This is a genomic window from Fodinibius sediminis (genome assembly GCF_900182555.1).
In the GTDB taxonomy this organism is placed as follows: Bacteria; Bacteroidota; Rhodothermia; order Balneolales; family Balneolaceae; genus Fodinibius; species Fodinibius sediminis.
The window spans coordinates 198,810-218,126 of record NZ_FXTH01000001.1; the positions used below are offsets into that span (position 1 = coordinate 198,810).

Genomic DNA, 19,317 nt, shown 5'->3' on the forward strand with positions numbered 1-19,317 from the left:
ATTCCTGCGTTCACTTTTTGATTTTCAAGCAACCAACACTAACCGCATTTATCGCATGGCAAAAGTAAAACTGTACGACGATCTCCCCAAACTTCCTGAAAAATCAGAAGAGGAAAAAGAATGGGCCCTGGAAATTCTGGATGCTCTGTACAAATATTATCCCGATCCGCACTGTGCCCTGCACCACCGCAACCCGTTTGAGCTTTTATGTGCAACGATCCTGAGTGCCCAGTGCACCGATGTGCGGGTTAATAAGGTTACTCCGGATCTTTTTGAGGCTTATCCCACCCCTGAAGCAATGTCCCAAGCCCCAATCCAGGAATTGGAAGAGCTGGTTCGATCCACCGGTTTTTACCGCAACAAGGCTAAGGCACTCAAACAATCCTCACAAACGATCGTTGAAAAACACGACGGCAAAGTCCCTCAGAAGATGAATGAGCTTCTTGAATTCTACGGCGTGGCACGAAAAACGGCAAATGTAGTACTCGGCAATGCCTACAATATCAATGTGGGCGTCGTCGTTGATACACACGTGCGCCGATTTGCCAATCGGTACGGGCTGACCGAAGAGGAAAAGAACACCGATAAGATTGAACGCGACCTCATGGCCCTTTTTCCAAGAGAATCATGGACTGATCTGTCACACCTTATGATTCACCACGGCCGTAATGCCTGCAAAGCGCGCATTTCAGAACCACCGGAACATCCCCTGTGTGAAAAATATGGCATCCGGTGCGAGTGCCAGGCGATGAGAGAACGCTGATCATCAGTACCCCCGCCGGCCCTTCAGGATGCAGACAGTAAATTTTAAACGGCAAAGAACGATAATTTCACTGGATTTGTGAGAAAATAGCCAACCTAAATTGAGAGAGGAATCAGATGAGTGACGGACAATTCTTCAATTCCAAAACAGAACCAATCCCCCCGCTGCGACCGGACCTGCAGATCATCCCGGTCAAGGAAAACGGCCGGACCTATCTTTACTTCCATGATCAGCAGGGATACGCTACCCCTGAATTTGCACTTTATCGCGAGGCGGCGCAGCTGCTCTCCCTTTTTGACGGCCAGAAAAGTATCACCGACCTTGGGGACAACGGGGTCGACAAACAGAAACTGCTGGAATTTGTGCAGCTGCTGGATAAAAACCGACTGTTAACCTCTGAACACTTTAAAAACCACGCTGAAACTGTTGAATCCGAGTATGAAGCCTCGCAAACTCATTCATCGGTAACCTCCGGTGCATCGTACCCGGCAGATCCACAGAAGCTGATCGACTTTCTCGATGCGGGCTTCGAGAAACATGCGGCCAATGAGGTTCCCATGGACAGGCAGGCCAAAGCTCTCTATGCTCCGCATATCGATCCGCGTGTGGCACTGGGGAGTTATGCAAAGGCTTTTGCCCCCATTCGGAACCTGAAGCCCAAACGGGTCGTACTCCTGGCCACTTCCCATTACGCCGGGCTCTACCCGGATATCTATCAAGACAATCCATTTATTCTGGTAGACAAGGATTTTGAACTGCCACTGGGTACTGTCAGAAGAGACCGGCAAGCAATCCGGGAGCTGGCAGCCGCCGACAGTGATCTGGGTATCAGCCTGCATGACCGTGCCCATCGCAAAGAGCACAGTATTGAACTGCACCTGCTATTCCTGAGTTATCTCTGGGACCACCCCTTCCAGATCATCCCTTTTGTAATTCGGGGCCTGGACGACCTCTTCTACAAGCAGGACGGCCACCTTGCTGCACAGCTTGATAAATTCGCAACTACACTACGTGACAGCTATGGCCGCGATGAAGAGACCTTCTTCCTGATCAGCGGTGACCTGGCACATTTCGGCAAAAAATTCGGAGATGATTCTCCCGCATCAACGATGTTTGAAGAGGTTGAAACATTTGATCAACAGTTTTTAACACACAGCTCCCAAAATGACCGTTCTGCCCTCTTGAAACTGATGACAGAAGAGCTGGATCCTTATCGCATATGCGGATTTCCGCCCCTTTATACCTTCTTGAAGGCCATGCCGGACCTCAGCGGAAACATAGTAAGCTATGACCTGTGGGACGAGCGGGACCGAGACAGCGCGGTTACTTTTGGCTCAATTTTATACCAATAACCATGATCGGCAAGCCATGCCCGGTTCCCGGTTGCAACAGACCCCGCTGCGGTATCCCGGTTACTCCACAATTTCCATTTTTTCAGCAAAGTAGGAAGTAAAATCCCTCATATCCTCTGCCATCCCTTCTTCTTCAGTGGCATTCTGCAGGGTGTCTGCCATAGTAACCAGCGTTTGATGAAAAAATATTTTCATTTCCTCTTTGGTCATCTCCTTGGTCCACAAATCCAGCCGCAGGGTATCCTGTTTTTCCGGATCCCACATCGAGAGGAACATGGCTTTGCAGTTGGCAATACCCTCACCCGCTTTATCCGTAGCGTTCCAGTCAATTCGTTCAGGAATATTCTGATCGTCAAGTTTTACGGTAATACTTATTTCTTTTTTATTGTCAGACATAGGTTTCTTGTTCTTAACTGCTTTTGTAATTCAATTCCAGGGATCCCACTCTTCGCTGCGTTTCAGCTGCCTTTATGTTGTTTCATGTTCTCGGCAAACAGGAAGAAATGCCTCGATCAGCTTACCGTCGCATTCCTCTCCGCGGCAGGGAACGGGGGCCGCTCTTCCATTAAAAAGGCCTCATCCATACAAGGTGAATGAGGCCCATAATACAAACTGCTGCTGACTTTAGTAGCGGTAATGGTCAGGCTTATACGGCCCCTCTTTGGGGACGTCAATATACTCAGCCTGCTCATCGGAGAGCTCCTCGAGCTCCACGCCAATTTTTTTGAGGTGCAGGCGCGCCACTTTTTCGTCGAGATCCTTGGGCAGCACGTGTACGCCCAATTCAAAGTCCCCGGGTCGATTCCAGAGTGCAATCTGTGCCAGGGTCTGGTTGGTAAAGCTGTTGGACATCACAAAAGAGGGATGTCCTGTCGCATTCCCCAGGTTCATCAGGCGTCCTTCAGACAGCAGGATAATCTCTTTGCCGTCTTCCAGCCTGAACAGGTCAACCTGCGGTTTGATATTATCCTGTTCGGCATTTTCCTTGAGCCATGCGACGTCAATCTCATTGTCAAAGTGACCAATATTCCCGACGATGGTCTTATCATTCATCTTCTTGAAATGACGGGCCGTGATGATATCCTTGTTGCCGGTAGCCGTGACAACGATATCCGCCCGTTCAATAGCATCATCCATCTTCATGACTTCGTATCCCTCCATGGCGGCCTGCAGAGCGCAGATGGGATCAATTTCCGTTACTATGACCCGGGCGCCGGCACCGCGAAGCGAGGCAGCCGATCCTTTACCCACATCGCCGTAACCGGCCACAACGGCCACTTTTCCGGCCAGCATGATGTCGGTAGCACGTTTAACGGCATCCACACAGGACTCGCGGCAGCCGTACTTGTTGTCAAACTTTGACTTGGTAACGGAATCATTGACGTTGATGGCCGGTGCACCAAGCGTACCCTGCTTCGCCATCTTATAGAGGCGGTTGACACCGGTGGTCGTTTCTTCGGAGATACCGTTGATGCCTTCCAGCAGCTCGGGATAGTCCTCATGCACCAGCTTCGTCAGGTCTCCGCCGTCATCTAAAATCATGTTGAGCGGCTCGCCGTCTTCAAAAAAGAGCGTCTGCTCGATACACCACCAAAATTCTTCTTCGTTCATTCCTTTCCAGGCATAGACCGGGATACCTTCATCCGCTATGGCCGCTGCTGCATGATCCTGGGTGGAGAAAATGTTGCAGGATGACCACTGAACCTCGGCCCCCAGCTCCACCAGGGTTTCAATAAGAACCGCTGTTTGTATCGTCATATGCAGGCATCCTGCAATACGTGCGCCTTTCAGCGGCTGCTCATCCGCATACTCTTCACGGAGAGCCATGAGGCCGGGCATCTCTGCTTCGGCCAGACGGATTTCCTTACGACCGAAATCGGCCAGTCCAATATCTTTTACTTTATAGGGAAGCTTCTCTTTTACCTTCTGTGCCATGAAAATCTAAACTTGATTATGTTAACTTTCTTGTGTCAAAAATACAGCTTTATGCCATCAAAAGTAAGGCACAAGCTGCCATGCTGCGATCAATTATATTTGGCTTTTCTCACCGGAAGCGTTTTTATGCTTCTCGATAATCGCTTTCACCTTTTTATAGTCTTCATCGGGGCCGTAGCTCCCCATCGACTTTTTGATAAAATTGCCCTCGGCATCCACATACAACTTAAACGGAATACCCTGCACGCCTATCTTTTTGTGAAGCCCGTTGGAATCCATCAGATAGGTGAAATTGTAGTCATGCTCTTTAGCAAAGGCGCGGGCATCCTTCTTGGTATCGGTAAAACCAGGGGTCACAGCCAATACAACAAATTCATCCTCATATTCATTCTGCAGTTTCTGAAGGGTGGGGAAACTGGCCAGGCAGGGCTTGCACCATGTTTCCCACAGGTCAATCATTACCACCTTTCCTTTGAAATCAGCTACGCTTACCGTATCCCCGTCCAGAGAAGTAAAGGTAGCCTGTTCAACATGACCGGCAACCGTTGTGGGCCGGGCCTGCTGTTCGGAGGAGGCTGCCTCCTCCGAATCACCTGAAGCACCGCAGCCGGCTATGAATGCCGCCAAGAGGATTGGAAGAACTTTTTTCAGGGTATCGTACATAAATAAAGCCATTAAAATTGTTAAGGGGCTAATGAAGGTTAATTAACCATCGTACAAACGTGATATTGCTTAAAAATAGCCATTAATATGCAAAATTCCTGATCATTTTGACCGTAGAAGGAGCTTTTTATTTACGTCCACCGCCTGATTTTGTATTTTAGGCACCGGTAATCGCAGATTGATCAATTTTTACGCATGACGTACGATTTCATTATTGTCGGAGCTGGCATTGTCGGACTTTCCACAGCTTATAAACTTTCGAAAAGCTACCCAGACCTCGATATTCTTGTCCTGGAGAAGGAAGACCGTGTGGCTGCTCACCAGACCGGGAATAATTCAGGAGTCATTCATTCAGGTATTTATTACAAACCCAACAGTTATCGGGCCAAAAATTGTGTCGAGGGTCGTCACCAGCTGGTTGACTTCTGCAGAGAATACGAAATTGATCATGAAATCTGCGGCAAAGTCATTGTGGCAACCCAAGAAGAGGAACTCCCCCGGCTGGACGGCATCTTCAAGATCGGAAAAATCAATGGGATTGAGGGAATCAAGAAAATTGGTCCCCATGAGCTCACGGAAATCGAACCCTATGCGCGCGGCGTCCGGGCCATTCATGTGCCCTGCTCTGGCATTGTGGATTATGTGGGCGTCTGCAAGCAACTAAGGAAGCTTATCAGCACCGCCGACAACAGGGTTATGTGCGGTCAAGAAGTCCGATCCATCAACAATAAGGAGCAAACCCTTTCGGTTCATACATCCACCGATCGATTTTCGGGCCGCTACCTGATCAACTGCGCCGGACTTTACAGCGATCATGTAGCCCGGTCGGCCGGTGTGCGTCCCGACGTTCAGATTGTGCCCTTCCGGGGAGAGTATTTTGAACTGAAGCCCGAGGTGCAGCATTTTGTCAATGGCCTGATCTACCCCATGCCCAATCCGGCCTTTCCTTTCCTGGGTGTTCATTTCACCAAAATGGCTACCGGCGGGGTGGAATGCGGACCCAATGCCGTTTTTGCTTTTAAACGCGAGGGCTACGATAAAATATCCTTCGACCTCAATGAAACTATCGAAACGCTGAATTTCCCAGGATTCTGGAATCTGGCAAAAAACCACTGGCAGATGGGCCTTGATGAATGGTACCGCTCCTTTTCAAAAAAAGCATTTGTCAAGGACTTGCAAAAGATGGTGCCGTCCATCCGTCCCGAACATCTCCGGGCCTCGCCTTCCGGGGTCCGCGCCATGGCTCTCAAGCCCGATGGTGAAATTTTGGATGATTTCCAATTTGAGGCCACTGAGAATGAGATCCATGTCCTCAATGCTCCCAGTCCTGCTGCCACTGCCGGGCTGGCTATCGGAGATGAGATCGTACGTCGGGCACAGACCGCATTTTCTCTTTAATTTCTCATTTTGCCATTGCCCGTTATTTATTAGGTTTGGTTCAATGAATCCATAAACCAAATCCGTGCGATGATCTCAACGGCCCCCAAGCTTTTTACCGACGAACAAACCCGGCGGCTCTATGCCACTGATGCCTCCAGTTATGAAGAACTGCCTGAGGCAGTTGCTTTTCCAAAAACCACTGCGGAAATCGTTGGTCTCGTCGCCTATGCCCGCGAGCAAGACTGCCCTCTGACTGCTCGTGGGGCCGGCACCAGCCTGGCAGGCCAAACCACCGGTGGCGGCATTATCATGGATATCGGCCGCAACATGAACCAAATTATGGATATCGACCCGCAAGGGCAGACAGCACGAGTACGTCCCGGAGTGATACGCGACACCTTGAACCGGCAGGCCGCACAATACAACCTTCTTTTCGGCCCGGACACCGCGACAACCAACCGCTGTATGATCGGCGGAATGATCGGTAATAACTCCTGCGGCCTTTTCTCCATTAAACACAGGACCACCCGGGAACACGTGCTTGAAATTGAAGCTGTCCTGAGTGATGGATCAAAGGCGGTATTCAAACCGCTGACCCCCACAGAGCTGACAGCCAAAATGGAGCTTGATACGCTGGAGGGGAAAATCTATCGCGAGATGACCACGCTCCTGGAGAATCACAGGGAACAAATCCTCGAGAACTATCCCCATCCGCAGATCATCCGCCGGAATACCGGATATGCACTTGACCGACTTTGTGAGATGCAGCCTTTTACAGATGACGGCCGCCCTTTTAATATGGCGGAACTCTTGTGCGGAAGCGAGGGGACCCTGGCGATCACCACGTCAGCCAAACTAAACCTGGTACCGCAGGATCCCGAAAAGGTAGTACTTGTACCGCATTTCTCATCCATACGCGCGGCCATGGAGGCCACGGTTGAAGCGGTAAAAATGGATCCTGCCGCCGTCGAACTCGTTGATGACATCATCTTGAATGCCACCAAGGGGAACATTGAACAACAAAAAAACCGCTTCTTCCTCGATGGTGACCCCAAAGGCATTCTCATCATTCAATTCGATGGGGACAATCGTTCCCGGCTCAAGACCAAAGCAGAGGAGCTCGCCCGGAGGCTGCAGGATCTGAAGTTAAGTGCATCTACGCCGATCATTACTGATCCCGATAAAATAGACCGGGTCTGGCATCTCCGCAAGGCGGGACTTGGCCTGCTCATGGGACTTGGCGCAAAAGGACGAACCCCCACCTTCTGTGAAGACACGGCCGTCCGCGTTGTAGATCTTCCCAACTATGTCGACGACTTCCAGAAAATTTTGGACAGGCATAATTCGAACTGTGTTTTCTATGCCCATGCTTCCGTGGGTGAATTGCACCTTCGTCCGGTCATCAATCTGAAAAAGGAACAGGAGATCGAGAAGATGAAAACCATGGCTGGGGAGATAGCGGATCTTGTCCGGCACTATCGCGGATCACTCTCCGGTGAGCACGGGGACGGCCGAACGCGTGCCCCCTATATCGAAAAAGTCCTTGGCCCCGAAATGATGCCGCTGCTGAAACAAGTTAAGCATATATGGGATCCTCAGGGCCTATTCAATCCGGGAAAGATTGTCAACCCGAAGCCCATGGAGCAGGATCTTCGCTACTCCCCATCCTACCGTCCGCCCAGCGTGAACACCCAGTTCAAGTGGCGAAAAGAAGAAAGTTTTTCCGATGCTGTTGAGCTCTGCAACGGCGCAGGCGTTTGCCGCAAACTGGCTGACAGCGGTGGTACGATGTGTCCTTCCTATATGGCAACCCAGAATGAAAAGGATTCCACGCGGGGACGGGCCAACCTCTTTCGGCAACTCTTTTCGGGCCGCCAGCAGGAAGCATTTCAATCCGGCGAGCTTCGTGATGCCCTGGACCTGTGCCTGAGCTGCAAAGCCTGTAAAAGTGAATGTCCCGCCAATGTAGACATGGCCCGCATGAAAGCTGAATTTATGCACGGATGGCATCAGGCCAATGGCATCTCACTGGGCGAACGCTTCTTTGCCCAGGCAGCCAATCTTTACCCGCTGGCCGGTCAGATGCCCCGTTTTTCCAATTGGATGATGCGGCAGCCGGCCGTTAAAGAGCTGTTGTACCAGCTGCTGGGTATTGACAAGCGCAGGCGCCTCCCCGAATTTGCCCGAGAACCATTTGACCAATGGTTAAAAGAGAGAAAAGAAGCTTCCCCGAGCCCGGCATCGACCGACAAGCCCGGGGTCGTACTTCTCGTCGATATTTTCACCAATTATCACGAGCCTGACATTGCCAAAGCCGCCCTGCACTTTTTGGAGGCGACGGGTCACCAGGTTATTGTTCCGGCCTTCCATGAGTTGGGGCGCCCCCAGCTCTCCAAGGGGATGGTCAGCCACGCCAAGGAAGTGCTTGACGAGCACCTGCCCCTGCTGTCTGCCTATGCTGATCGGGGGCTGCCTATTGTTGGAATCGAACCATCAGAAATTTTAACGCTAAGGGACGAGTACCTGGATTTGTGTGACGACAATCAGCTTAAATCGGTCCAGAAAATAGCGAAGCAAAGCTTTACTTTTGAGGAATTTGCCCAAAAAGTCCTGGCTGCTTCTAACGCTGTTCCTTCTCCCGACACACGCCGCAAGGTTTACATACACGGGCACTGCCACGCCAAAGCTCTCATCGGAAATGAAGCAACCCATGAGGCCCTGAGACTGGCCGGTTACGATCCTGAAATACTGGAAACCGGCTGTTGCGGCATGGCCGGAAGCTTTGGTTACGAAGAGCGTCATTACGATGTGTCCATGGATATCGGGGAACTGACCTTGTTTCCGGCTTTACGGCCGCTCCCTGATGATGCACTGATCTGCGTACCTGGCTTCTCTTGCCGGCACCAAATCGAAGATGGTGTCCACAGGCAGGCCGTGCATCCGGCCCAGCTGTTGGCAGCCAGCATCCAATAAATGAAAAGGCACATGCGAGCATTCATGACTCTTGTGGTTTCCATTTACTATTAATCCGATTTTGTATAGCTTAGTTTTCTGCTATCTCATATCGAACGTCATCTTAAATACTCACGTTATGAACTTTTCAAGAAGAGATTTTCTCCGTGCTTCTCTCCTTTCTTCGGCTGGTCTCCTGCATGGCATACCTGCCTCCGGAAAGCAGGCAACAGGCAATCAACCCCGACCCCATAACCGGAAACAGCAGAATTCCGGATGCAGCATCTCCGTTTTCTCAAAACATCTGCAGTGGCTGGACTACCAGGATATGGCAAAAACTGCAGCAGAACTGGGATTTGACGGCGTCGATCTTACAGTACGCCCCGGGGGCCACGTTCTGCCCGAAAATGTCGAACGGGATCTGCCCCGGGCGGTGCGGGCGGTGCGCGATACGGGGCTTGAAGTTCACATGATAAGCACCGCCATCGGAGATCCGCGGGATGAACACACTGAACCCATACTGAAGACGGCCAGCCAGCTGGGCATTGGCAACTATCGCACCGACTGGTTCCCCTACGACGAAGCCAAAAATATTACACAGAACCTGGAAACTTTAAAATCCAAATTGCAGCGGCTTGCCCTAATGAATAAGGAGTACAACATCCAGGGCGACTACCAGAATCATGCCGGGGCCAGTTTTGGTTCTTCGATATGGGACCTCTGGATTGTGCTTGAACAACTAGACACGGAGTGGATCGGCTGCCAGTACGATGTGCGCCACGCCACCGTGGAAGGGGCTAATTCATGGAAGAACGGCTTTTCCGCAATCCATCCCTATATTGGCACGCTTGATATTAAAGATTTTGACTGGAGCAAAAATGGCGGAGAGTGGCATGCCCGGAGTGTCCCCCTGGGAACGGGCATGGTGAATTTTGACCACTATTTCCAGCTGCTTAAGAAGCATGACATCGGAGTTCCCATCTCCATTCATTACGAATACGAACTGGGGGGAGCGGAGCACGGGGCCTTCGAATTGAAAACAAACAAAGAGACCGTACTTTCGGCCCTCCGAAGAGACTTGCAAGTGCTCGACGGCTGGCTCCGCGACGCAGGGATAACGAGAACCGGGTAACGAAGTACTGCCTGCCCCCGGAGCTCTGCCAAACTGCGACAAAGAGTCCGTCAACTATCCTTTTTCTCAATGGGATAGCCGGCCTCTGTCCATGAGCCAAATCCCCCGGCCATGGACTTAACGTTGTGATAGCCCATTTTCTGCAGGTTGTCGGCAGCCAGGGCCGACCGGTATCCGCCGCCACAGTAAAGGATAATCTCCTCGTCCACATCCGGGTAGGCTTCCTCAATATCGCGCTCAATCACCCCCCTGCCCAGGTATTCAGCCCCGGAGATCCGGGCATCCTCCCACTCGTCCTGCTCACGGATATCCAGCAGTACAAAATCATCATCCGTGTCAAACTTTTTCTTTACTTCGGCCGGCGTCACTTCCTCAATACGCGTCTTGGCATCATCGACGAGAGTAACAAATCGATCTGAATGATGTTTTCCCATAATACTGTAATTAAGCTATGAATTGAGCTGCATGTTCTGCTATTGCAAAAATAAAGGAATTCGTAACTCAAAACTGCGTTATTTATTTCTGAATCAATTGGAAAAGGTATTTTTTTCAATTAGCTCACGGGCGCTATTCAGGGTGGAGTCCGTAATCATCTCACCACTCATCAAGGTTGCCACCTCCCGGATGTGCTCTTCGGAATCCAGCGGCACAATTTGAGAAATGGTTCGGCCGTCCTCCTCCACTTTGTGCACCTTGTAATGCTTGTGCGCCTGGCTGGCAATCTGTGGCTGATGCGTGATGGCAATAATCTGGCACTTTTCTGACAGCCGGCGCATGGTACGTCCCACTTTCTCGGAAATCTCTCCACTAATGCCGGTATCTATTTCGTCGAAGATCATTACCGGCAGGCTTTGCTCACGGGCAATAATTGATTTCAGGGCCAGCATGACCCGGCTTATTTCTCCACCGGAGGCAATCTTGGCCAGCGGCTTGGGCTCCTCCCCCTTGTTCGTGGAAATATACAGACGAACATCGTCACACCCATGCTCAGTGCATGTAACCGGCTGCCCCTCCACCGTAATCCAGCCGTTGTCTTCAGTAGCATACATCCAGTCAACGCGCACGTCAAAATTGGCATGCGGGATGCCCAGCTCTTCCAGTTCCTTCTCAATCTGCTGGCTGACGGTTGTGCCAACAGCCTTCCGGGCATTATGCAGCTCCCGGGCGGCCTGTGCCAACACCTCCGACTGTTCGCTTATCTGTGCTTCAATCTTTTCAATCTCCAGGTCAAAATTCTCGGCCAAACTCAGCTCTTTTCGGATTTCATGCAGATACTCTATCAGCTCGGGAATCGTGCGGTGATATTTTTTACGCAGTCGGTTCAATTCATTTTGCCGGCTGCGCAATTTTTCCAGCCGGTTGGGATTGAACTCGATAGTACTGCGATAGCGCTCGGCAAACTGTACCGTCTCCTGGATCGTAATACGCGCCGAGGTAATCTCTTGCAGGTAATTCTCGAATTCAGGCTCAATACGAGCAATATCTTCAAGATGCAACTTAATCTGGTTCAGAAGCCCCACCACATTACGGTCATCATCCTGTCCAAGCCTCACAATAGACGCGGCCTTCTGGTCCAGTTCTTCAGCATTATCCAGCAGGTGCATCTCAGCCTCAAGCTCCTCCTCTTCATGTGGTTCAAGTTCCGCCTCCTCAAGCTCCTGTACCTGGAACTGGTACAGTTCAATTTTTTCCTGGAGTTCCTGTTCCCGTTTTTTGAGTTTCTGCAACTTGTTGTGCAGGGAACGCATCTTATTATACTCTTGCCGGTAGGTACTGAGCCTTGGATCAACCCGGTCAAAAGCATCAATGACCCCGCGGTGGTTATCCTCTTTCAACAGCAGCTGATGGTCGTGCTGCCCATGCAGGTCCACCAGGAAGTCACCTACCTCTTTCAGCACGGTAATCGTCACCGGTGTATCATTGATAAATCCACGACTGCCGGAAGAGCGGATCTCGCGCCGTAGAATCAATTCAGGTCTGAGCTCTACGGCGTTTTCCTGCAGAAGGGACTCAAGCTCCGGCGGCCTGTCGATCTTCAGAATGGCCTCCGTGATAGCCTTGTCGGCCCCCTGTCGGATCATCTCCGTATCGGCCCGCTCACCTAAAATCATATTCAGCGCTCCGATAATAATTGACTTGCCGGCCCCGGTCTGCCCGGTCAGAATGTTCAGTCCCTCCCGGAAAGAAACATTCAGCTCATCAATAAGGGCAAAGTCTTTTATATATAGCGATTGTATCATAGCAGCTCTTCAGTTAATGCACACATAATGTACAAAGCAACAGACAGAAAGTCTGCGTTCAGAACCATTTTTTGTCGAGCGACCGTCGGAACACAGCTTTTGCATTCGGGTTATCCTAAAATCAGCAGAGCAATCTGTTGCGCAAAAGCTCTTAATTCATTACGATTGCACTGAAAGGAAATAAATTTACCTGTTATGAAACGTCTGGCTGTTTTACCAATCCTACTGATCCTCTGTACCACTCTTTTTGCGCAGCATCCTTCTATAAGGGAAAAAACGCAGGGATTTACCCAGAACGAGGGATTTTTCACCTACTACTGGGATGAAGTCGAAGGAAAAATCTGGCTGAAAATTGATCATTTCAACCATGAGTTTCTCTATGTCAACTCCCTAACGGCCGGCCTGGGATCCAATGATATTGGCCTCGACCGAAACCAGCTTGGCGACAACCGTGTTGTTTATTTTGAGCGCCGGGGTCCGAAAGTTCTGATGGTGCAACCCAACTATTCCTACCGGGCAAGCACTGATAACAGCCAGGAACGAAAATCTGTGCGCGATGCCTTTGCCCGTTCAATCTTATGGGGCTTCGAGATTGCCGCCGAACAAAACGGTGCTGTACTCGTGGACCTCACTGATTTTCTCCTCCGTGATGCTCACCATGCCGGTCGGCGGCTGGGAGCTGGGGATGCAGGAAGCTTCAGCATCGACAAATCACGGTCGGCCATCTACCCGGAAGGCACGTTGAACTTTCCAAAGAATACCGAATTTGAAGCTACTCTTACCTTTACCGGTGACAAGCCGGGCCAGGAGGTCCGATCCGTTACCCCAACCCCCCAAGCGGTTACGCTTCGGCAGCACCACTCCTTTGTGGAACTTCCGGATGACGACTTCCGGCCCCGCCCCTTTGACCCGCGGGCGGGCTACTTCAGCATCCGCTACCAGGATTACAGCACCCCGATCGGTTCGCCCCTTTCAAAACGCTTTATCACCCGGCACCGCCTCCGCAAAAAGAATCCCTCGGCCCGTATCAGTGAACCGGTGGAACCCATTACCTATTACCTGGATCCGGGCACTCCCGAACCCGTGCGGGGAGCTCTGCTGGATGGTGCGCGCTGGTGGAACCAGGCTTTTGAGGCTGCAGGGTACCAAAACGCCTTCCGGGTCGAGATGCTTCCCGACAGTGCGCACCCCATGGACGTTCGCTATAACATGATTAACTGGGTGCACCGCTCAACGCGGGGCTGGTCGTACGGCACCTCCGTGGTCGATCCACGGACCGGGGAAATCATTAAGGGACATGTCCTGCTGGGTTCGCTGCGTGTGCGTCAAGACTACCTGATTGCTGAAGGGCTGCTTGCCCCTTACAGGGAAAGCGCCCTGTACGGTGACGACAATCCCATGCTGGAGATGGCCCTGGCCCGTATTCGCCAGCTCTCTGCCCACGAGGTAGGCCACACCCTGGGTCTGGCCCACAACTTTGCTGCCAGTACCAACAGCCGGGCGTCGGTGATGGATTATCCCGCCCCCCGTGTTTCCATTGGCGCCGACAGTACCTTGCAGCTGGAAGGGGCTTACGATACCGGCATCGGCGAATGGGACAGGGCTGCTATAACTTACGGCTATGCAGATCTCTCATCCGCACCCGCCCCGGCAGATACGCTGAATCGTATTATTTCATCTGTCCTTGACCGCGGACTTGCTTTTATTTCAGATGCGGATGCCCGTCCCCCCGGGGGCGCACATCCGCAGTCCCACCTGTGGGACAACGGAGAGGACGCTGTTGAACAGCTGGATCATATCATGGAGGTCCGTACCATTGCTCTTAAAAACTTTTCAGAATCCACTGTACAAACCGGGACGCCCATGGCAAAACTTGAAGACGTGCTGGTGCCCATTTACCTTTTCCATCGGTATCAAATTCAGGCAGCAGCAAAACTGGTCGGCGGACTGCATTACAGCTATAATGTACGCGGTGACGGGCAGCCCCATCCGGTGCCGGTGGCTGATTCGGTGCAGCGAAATGCCCTTGGAGCCCTGATGGGAACCCTCTCACCGCAGACACTTACGCTGCCTGCTCATATTATCGAGCTCATACCGCCACGGCCGCCCGGCTATTATAATTCCCGCGAACTATTCAACAGCCATACCGATCCTGCCTTTGATCCAATGGGTGCTGCCGAGACAGCCGCTCATATGACAGCTGAACTGATATTTAATCGTTCGCGAGCTGCTCGCCTTGTTGATTTCAAGGCCCGGGATATCAATAATCTCGGCCTGGGCGAAATGCTGGATACCCTGATGGTCCATACCTGGCAGGCTCCGCCCCGCGAAGGCTACCAGGGCAGCATCCAAAATATTGTAAACCACGTTGTTCTGTACCACATGATGCAGCTGGCCTCCAACAAGAACGCTTCATCACAGGTTAGAGCGATCATGAACCTGAAACTGGAAGCCCTGCGCGAGTGGATAAAGAATGAAGCTGCCGAAGAAGCCCCAACAGAACAACGCGCAGCCTCACTTTTATATGGCTACCGCATGCTGGAGCAGTTCAAGGAAGAGGGGAAGATCCTGCCTCCCACCCGGCCCATGCCCCCGCCCCCGGGGTCACCCATCGGAAACGACAGCCCGCCCTTCCTGCAGTGCCATTTTCATTAACCAGGAGTGTCCATGGCTGAATTACTTAAAGCATTACAATTTTCATGATTTCACCAGAAAAACTGCTGAACGCCTATGCCAATGGGATGTTTCCCATGGCCGATTCGCGCCAGGACCCCCGGGCCAAATGGTACACTTCCAGCCATCGCGGCATCATACCAATGGAAGCATTTCATGTTTCATCGAACGTCCGGCGCATTGTCCGGAATCATCATTACCACATTAAATTTAACCGGGACTTCAGAACCGTGATGGAGGCGTGTGCAAACCGGAAGTCCACCTGGATTTCCGACGAACTTATTGACTCCTACTGTAACCTCCACGAAATGGGACATGCCCACGCCGTCAGCGTCTACACCAAGGACTGGGAACTCGTAGGAGGACAGTACGGGGTTTCCCTGGGCGCTGCCTATTTTGGAGAGTCCATGTTTGGATGGGCCAAAGAAGCCTCCAAGGTAGCGCTTTACTGGTGTCACCAAGCCCTGAGGCAGGGTGGGTTTGAACTCTGGGATACACAGTTTTGGACCGAACATCTCGCACGGTTCGGCTGCATTGAAATCTCAGCAGATGAATACGACAAGAAACTAAAAAAAGCCTTGAAAAAATCAGCCTCCTTTCGCAAGGTTTCCCCGGGAAAAGAGTCCATGGATAAATAAAGATACAATACGGTATGTAAAAACCTGTTCCCTCCGACAGGCCGCATTGCGCCCCCGCCTACGTCTTCAGGGAGTGCATTTTAAGAACCTCATGTACCTTGGCTTTTATCCCCTCGGGATCCAGGCCCACCTCACGATGAAGCTCCTCTTGCGTGCCATGCTCCACGATACGGTCCGGAACCCCCATAATTGTTACAGGAATCTGATAGGGTTTGTCGCTCAGATTTTCAGCAACGGCACTTCCGAAGCCGCCTATTTTGGTTCCGTCTTCAATCGTAACGATATGTTCGTACCTATTACAGACCTGCTCAATGAGCTCTACATCCAACGGTTTGGCAAACCGCATATTGAAGTGACCGACTTCTATACCATCCTCTGAAAGATCATCAGCTGCCTCTATAACATAATTGCCCATGGGACCAAAACTTAAAATCGCAATATCCCCGCCTTCGCGCAGGCATTCCCCCCTGCCTATTTTCACAGGTTGAAATCCTTCACGGCAGGCCATGCCCGTTGCCCTTCCGCGCGGGTATCGAATAGCCCAGGCAGCGTCATCATAGGTGGAGGCTGTATACATCATATCGCGCAACTCCTGCTCATTAAGCGGCGAGGAGACCACCATGTTGGGGGCGCTCCGCAGATATGAGATGTCATACAGGCCATGATGTGTAGGTCCATCGGCTCCCACCAGGCCCGCCCGGTCAATGCAAAATACCACCGGCAGTCTCTGTATAGCAATATCATGAATGACCTGGTCGTAAGCCCGTTGCAGGAAGGTCGAATAGATGGCGGCAAAAGCTTTTTTCCCTTCGGCGGCCAGGCCCGCGGCAAAGGTTATAGAATGCTGCTCGGCAATACCCACATCAAACGCCCGGTCGGGATACTTGTTCATCATGGGCCACAGGCTTGAGCCACTGGGCATGGCAGGCGTAATGCCGACGATATTTTCATTCTCATCAGCAAGTTCGACAATAGCTTCTCCAAAAACATGTTGATATTTGGGGGGCTGGGCCGTCTTATCCGGGTTCAGCGATTTCCCCGTGATCTTGTCAAAGGGGCTGCTCTGGGCGTGCCACTTGGTTTGCTCTCGTTCTGCAGGTGCAAAGCCTTTTCCCTTGACCGTAACTGCATGGAGCAGTTTAGGGCCCGGTATATCTTTCAGATCCTCCAGGTAGCGGCGCATCGTATCCACATTATGGCCGTCCACAGGACCGTAATATTTAAACCCAAGGGCCTGAAACAGCCCGCCCGGCGTTATCGCTGTTGTAACCGCCTTTTCGAGCCGCGATGCAACTTTTCGCATCTTTTCCCCGGCTGATTTGAAATGACCAAGCATATCATAAATCTCATCGCGCAGCTTGTTGAACGTCTTGCTGGTGGTGATCTCCGTCAGATATTCCTTCAATGCTCCCACATTGGGATCAATGGACATACAGTTATCGTTGAGAATCACCAGGATATCAGAGTTCAGCGCCCCCGCATTGTTCATCGCCTCAAACGCAAGGCCGGCGGTCATGGCCCCGTCTCCTATGACGGCCGCCACCTTTTTGTCGCTCTGGTCCAGGTCACGCGCAACCGCCATACCCAGGGCCGCAGATATCGACGTACTGGAGTGGCCGACGCCAAAGGTGTCATACTCGCTTTCAGAGCGCTTGGGAAAACCTGAAAGTCCGCCATATCTGCGGTTGGTGTGAAAATTATCGCGCCGTCCCGTAAGAATTTTGTGCCCGTATGCCTGGTGCCCCACATCCCAGAGCAGCAGGTCCCGGGGCGTATCGTATACATAATGAAGCGCCACGGTCATTTCCACCACCCCCAGGCTGGCGCCGAAGTGCCCCCCGTGAATGGAAACAGTATCGATGATAAAGTCGCGCAGCTCGTCACATACCTCCACAAGCTGTTCGGGATTCAGTTTTTTGAGGTCAGCAGGTGAATCAATGTTTGCCAGTAACGGACCCGGGGTAATCTCTTCAAATTCCATACGCGTCTATTGATTGTCATTTTCTTCAACCTGTTGCTCCGCTACTTTTTCAATGCGAAGTTCGGCTTCTTCCAGTGTTTCAGTACACAGCTTAGACAGCTCGATACCTTCTTCATAAAGTTCAATGGATTTATCCAGGGTAATAGAGTCATCTTCAAGTTCTTCAACAATCGTCTCCAACCTTGCTAAAGCCTCTTCAAAGCCCAAAGGTTCCTTATTGCTCATAAAGCGTGTCAAATATGATCTATTAAAAGGAAAACAAACATATAAATTAAAAAGTTTTAGGCTTCGTAATCCAATTCTTTTTCCATCTCGCGCTGCTTTTTCCGCTTCTGCTTCTGGGATTCGCGGTCAAACTGCTGGATAAAAGAGTCAAGTTCACTGCCACTCAAAAACGAAATCTTCTTTGTTTCCTTGTACTGCTGATAAAAAATTGAAATTAAAGCAACGGAGGGAACCGCTATGAACAGTCCCAAGATACCAAACATAAAGCCAAAAAACAGCAATGAAACCATCACCAGCAGGGGATGAAGCCCAACATGCTTGCCAACCACGCGGGGCACGATAAGCCCGGATTCCAAAACCTGTTCAATGCCAAACACAAGATACATGCCCGGCAGAAACTGGTACCAGGGCTCTCCCAGCGTGGCTCCCACCAGGGTACAGATTGAGATACTCAGCCAGAGCCCAAAGGTGGGGATAAAATTCGTCAGTCCCGCAAAGACGCCCAGCACCAGCGCATAAGGAAGTCCCACAAGATAGAAGCCGACACTGAGGTTCACTGCGCTAATGAGCACTACAATAAACTGTCCCCTGAGGTAGGCCCCAACGATACGGGTGATCTTTGTCGTGTAGTCGGTCGATACATTCTGCGGGGTAATAAGCGAGCGGACAAATACGCCGATTTTCTCATAGTCCCGGATCATAAAGAAACATAAAAAGGGCATTAAAATGATGAAGAAAAGTACCGTAGCCACGCTTCCAATGCCATAAAGGTAGGTCGTTGAGAGCGTTGTGATGCCCAGGTAAAATTCATCAATAAGCATATCGATCTGAGCGATCAACTGGCTTTTCACATACTCCGCTTCAAAGCCCAGATATTCAAAAAATGAAAGGATGCCGGCATGTTCAATCATCCCTTCAGTATCGGTGGCCATCCCGTTCAGCAGACTGCCCAGCCTTGATAACTGCTCGACCAGGGCAGGGATTGCAAAAAACAGGGCACCTCCTATCAGGCCAAGGCTGGTCACTGTAAAAAAAGTAGCGATGGCTCCCCGCGGAATCTGCCTGCGTTCGATCGTCTCTACTAAAGGATTAATAATAAAGGCGATAACATAGGCCAGCACAAATGGAATCAGCAAGTGTCCCGAATCATAAATAAGCCAGAGTCCAGCCATGAAAGAAGTGGCATACAAGAGTGCACGGACAATAGGCTGCTGGCGAATGGGATACAGGACAATCCCAATCAACAGGGCATAACCCAGCGGGTTAATCAAATGCTGCAGCAGATACATGAGGAAAAGCAGGCCGGCTACACCGGCTCCCATCAAAATAATTTGGCCACGTTCATTGAGCCATGCATGGGAATTCTTATTCATAGCAGCTGTT

The 19,317-nt window shown here is 51.2% G+C and carries 15 protein-coding genes; 7 read left to right on the forward strand and 8 right to left on the reverse strand.

Annotated elements, in window-relative coordinates; translation table 11 throughout:
• The first annotated feature begins 55 nt into the window (after positions 1-55).
• A complete protein-coding gene (gene nth, locus FN808_RS00900; protein ID WP_142712652.1) occupies positions 56-763 on the forward strand; it encodes an endonuclease III in 708 nt (235 codons plus the stop codon).
• Positions 764-879: 116 nt separating this feature from the next.
• On the forward strand, positions 880-2,115 hold the full coding sequence (amrB, locus tag FN808_RS00905; protein WP_142712653.1) for an AmmeMemoRadiSam system protein B: 1,236 nt from the start codon (positions 880-882) through the stop codon (positions 2,113-2,115).
• Positions 2,116-2,175: 60 nt separating this feature from the next.
• Here amrB and gldC read toward each other — a convergent pair whose 3' ends face one another.
• From gldC to FN808_RS00920, 3 genes are all read right to left on the reverse strand, one after another.
• Positions 2,176-2,511: a gliding motility protein GldC gene (gene gldC, locus FN808_RS00910; RefSeq protein WP_142712654.1), complete on the reverse strand. Its 336-nt coding sequence runs from the start codon at positions 2,509-2,511 to the stop codon at positions 2,176-2,178.
• Positions 2,512-2,739: 228 nt separating this feature from the next.
• Entirely contained in the window at positions 2,740-4,050 is a 1,311-nt protein-coding gene (ahcY, locus tag FN808_RS00915) for an adenosylhomocysteinase (protein WP_142712655.1), read from the reverse strand.
• A gap of 93 nt (positions 4,051-4,143) precedes the next feature.
• On the reverse strand, positions 4,144-4,713 hold the full coding sequence (locus FN808_RS00920) for a TlpA family protein disulfide reductase (RefSeq protein ID WP_185958183.1): 570 nt from the start codon (positions 4,711-4,713) through the stop codon (positions 4,144-4,146).
• A 195-nt stretch (positions 4,714-4,908) separates the two neighbouring features.
• Here FN808_RS00920 and lhgO point away from each other — a divergent pair, with 195 nt between their 5' ends.
• From lhgO to FN808_RS00935, 3 genes are all read left to right on the forward strand, one after another.
• Entirely contained in the window at positions 4,909-6,111 is a 1,203-nt protein-coding gene (gene lhgO, locus FN808_RS00925) for an L-2-hydroxyglutarate oxidase (RefSeq protein WP_142712657.1), read from the forward strand.
• A gap of 69 nt (positions 6,112-6,180) precedes the next feature.
• Positions 6,181-9,066 carry an FAD-binding and (Fe-S)-binding domain-containing protein gene (locus tag FN808_RS00930; protein WP_246068251.1) on the forward strand — a complete coding sequence of 962 codons (2,886 nt, stop codon included), beginning with the start codon at positions 6,181-6,183 and terminating at the stop codon, positions 9,064-9,066.
• Positions 9,067-9,184: 118 nt separating this feature from the next.
• Complete coding sequence (locus FN808_RS00935) at positions 9,185-10,177, forward strand: sugar phosphate isomerase/epimerase family protein (RefSeq protein WP_142712658.1); 993 nt, start codon at positions 9,185-9,187, stop codon at positions 10,175-10,177.
• 50 nt (positions 10,178-10,227) lie between these two features.
• Here the strand turns inward: FN808_RS00935 and FN808_RS00940 are convergent, their stop codons facing one another.
• Together FN808_RS00940 and recN are read right to left on the reverse strand one after the other, a co-directional pair.
• Positions 10,228-10,611 (reverse strand): rhodanese-like domain-containing protein, encoded by a 384-nt coding sequence (locus FN808_RS00940; RefSeq protein WP_142712659.1) that lies wholly within the window; start codon positions 10,609-10,611, stop codon positions 10,228-10,230.
• A 93-nt stretch (positions 10,612-10,704) separates the two neighbouring features.
• Positions 10,705-12,417, reverse strand: coding sequence for a DNA repair protein RecN (gene recN / locus FN808_RS00945; RefSeq protein WP_142712660.1), 1,713 nt, complete (start codon positions 12,415-12,417; stop codon positions 10,705-10,707).
• A 195-nt stretch (positions 12,418-12,612) separates the two neighbouring features.
• Between recN and FN808_RS00950 the strand changes: the two genes are divergently transcribed.
• Both FN808_RS00950 and aat read left to right on the forward strand, forming a co-directional pair.
• A complete protein-coding gene (locus FN808_RS00950) occupies positions 12,613-15,072 on the forward strand; it encodes a zinc-dependent metalloprotease (RefSeq protein WP_142712661.1) in 2,460 nt (819 codons plus the stop codon).
• A gap of 44 nt (positions 15,073-15,116) precedes the next feature.
• On the forward strand, positions 15,117-15,728 hold the full coding sequence (gene aat / locus FN808_RS00955; protein ID WP_246068252.1) for a leucyl/phenylalanyl-tRNA--protein transferase: 612 nt from the start codon (positions 15,117-15,119) through the stop codon (positions 15,726-15,728).
• Between the two features lie 58 nt (positions 15,729-15,786).
• On the opposite strand, the gene dxs is transcribed toward aat, so the two are convergent.
• Genes dxs through FN808_RS00970 form a run of 3 tightly spaced genes read right to left on the reverse strand, consistent with a single transcriptional unit; the run spans position 15,787 to position 19,307 of the window.
• Positions 15,787-17,709 (reverse strand): 1-deoxy-D-xylulose-5-phosphate synthase, encoded by a 1,923-nt coding sequence (dxs, locus tag FN808_RS00960; protein WP_142712663.1) that lies wholly within the window; start codon positions 17,707-17,709, stop codon positions 15,787-15,789.
• A 6-nt stretch (positions 17,710-17,715) separates the two neighbouring features.
• Complete coding sequence (xseB, locus tag FN808_RS00965; RefSeq protein WP_142712664.1) at positions 17,716-17,934, reverse strand: exodeoxyribonuclease VII small subunit; 219 nt, start codon at positions 17,932-17,934, stop codon at positions 17,716-17,718.
• A gap of 56 nt (positions 17,935-17,990) precedes the next feature.
• On the reverse strand, positions 17,991-19,307 hold the full coding sequence (locus FN808_RS00970; RefSeq protein ID WP_142712665.1) for an AI-2E family transporter: 1,317 nt from the start codon (positions 19,305-19,307) through the stop codon (positions 17,991-17,993).
• Positions 19,308-19,317: the final 10 nt, after the last annotated feature.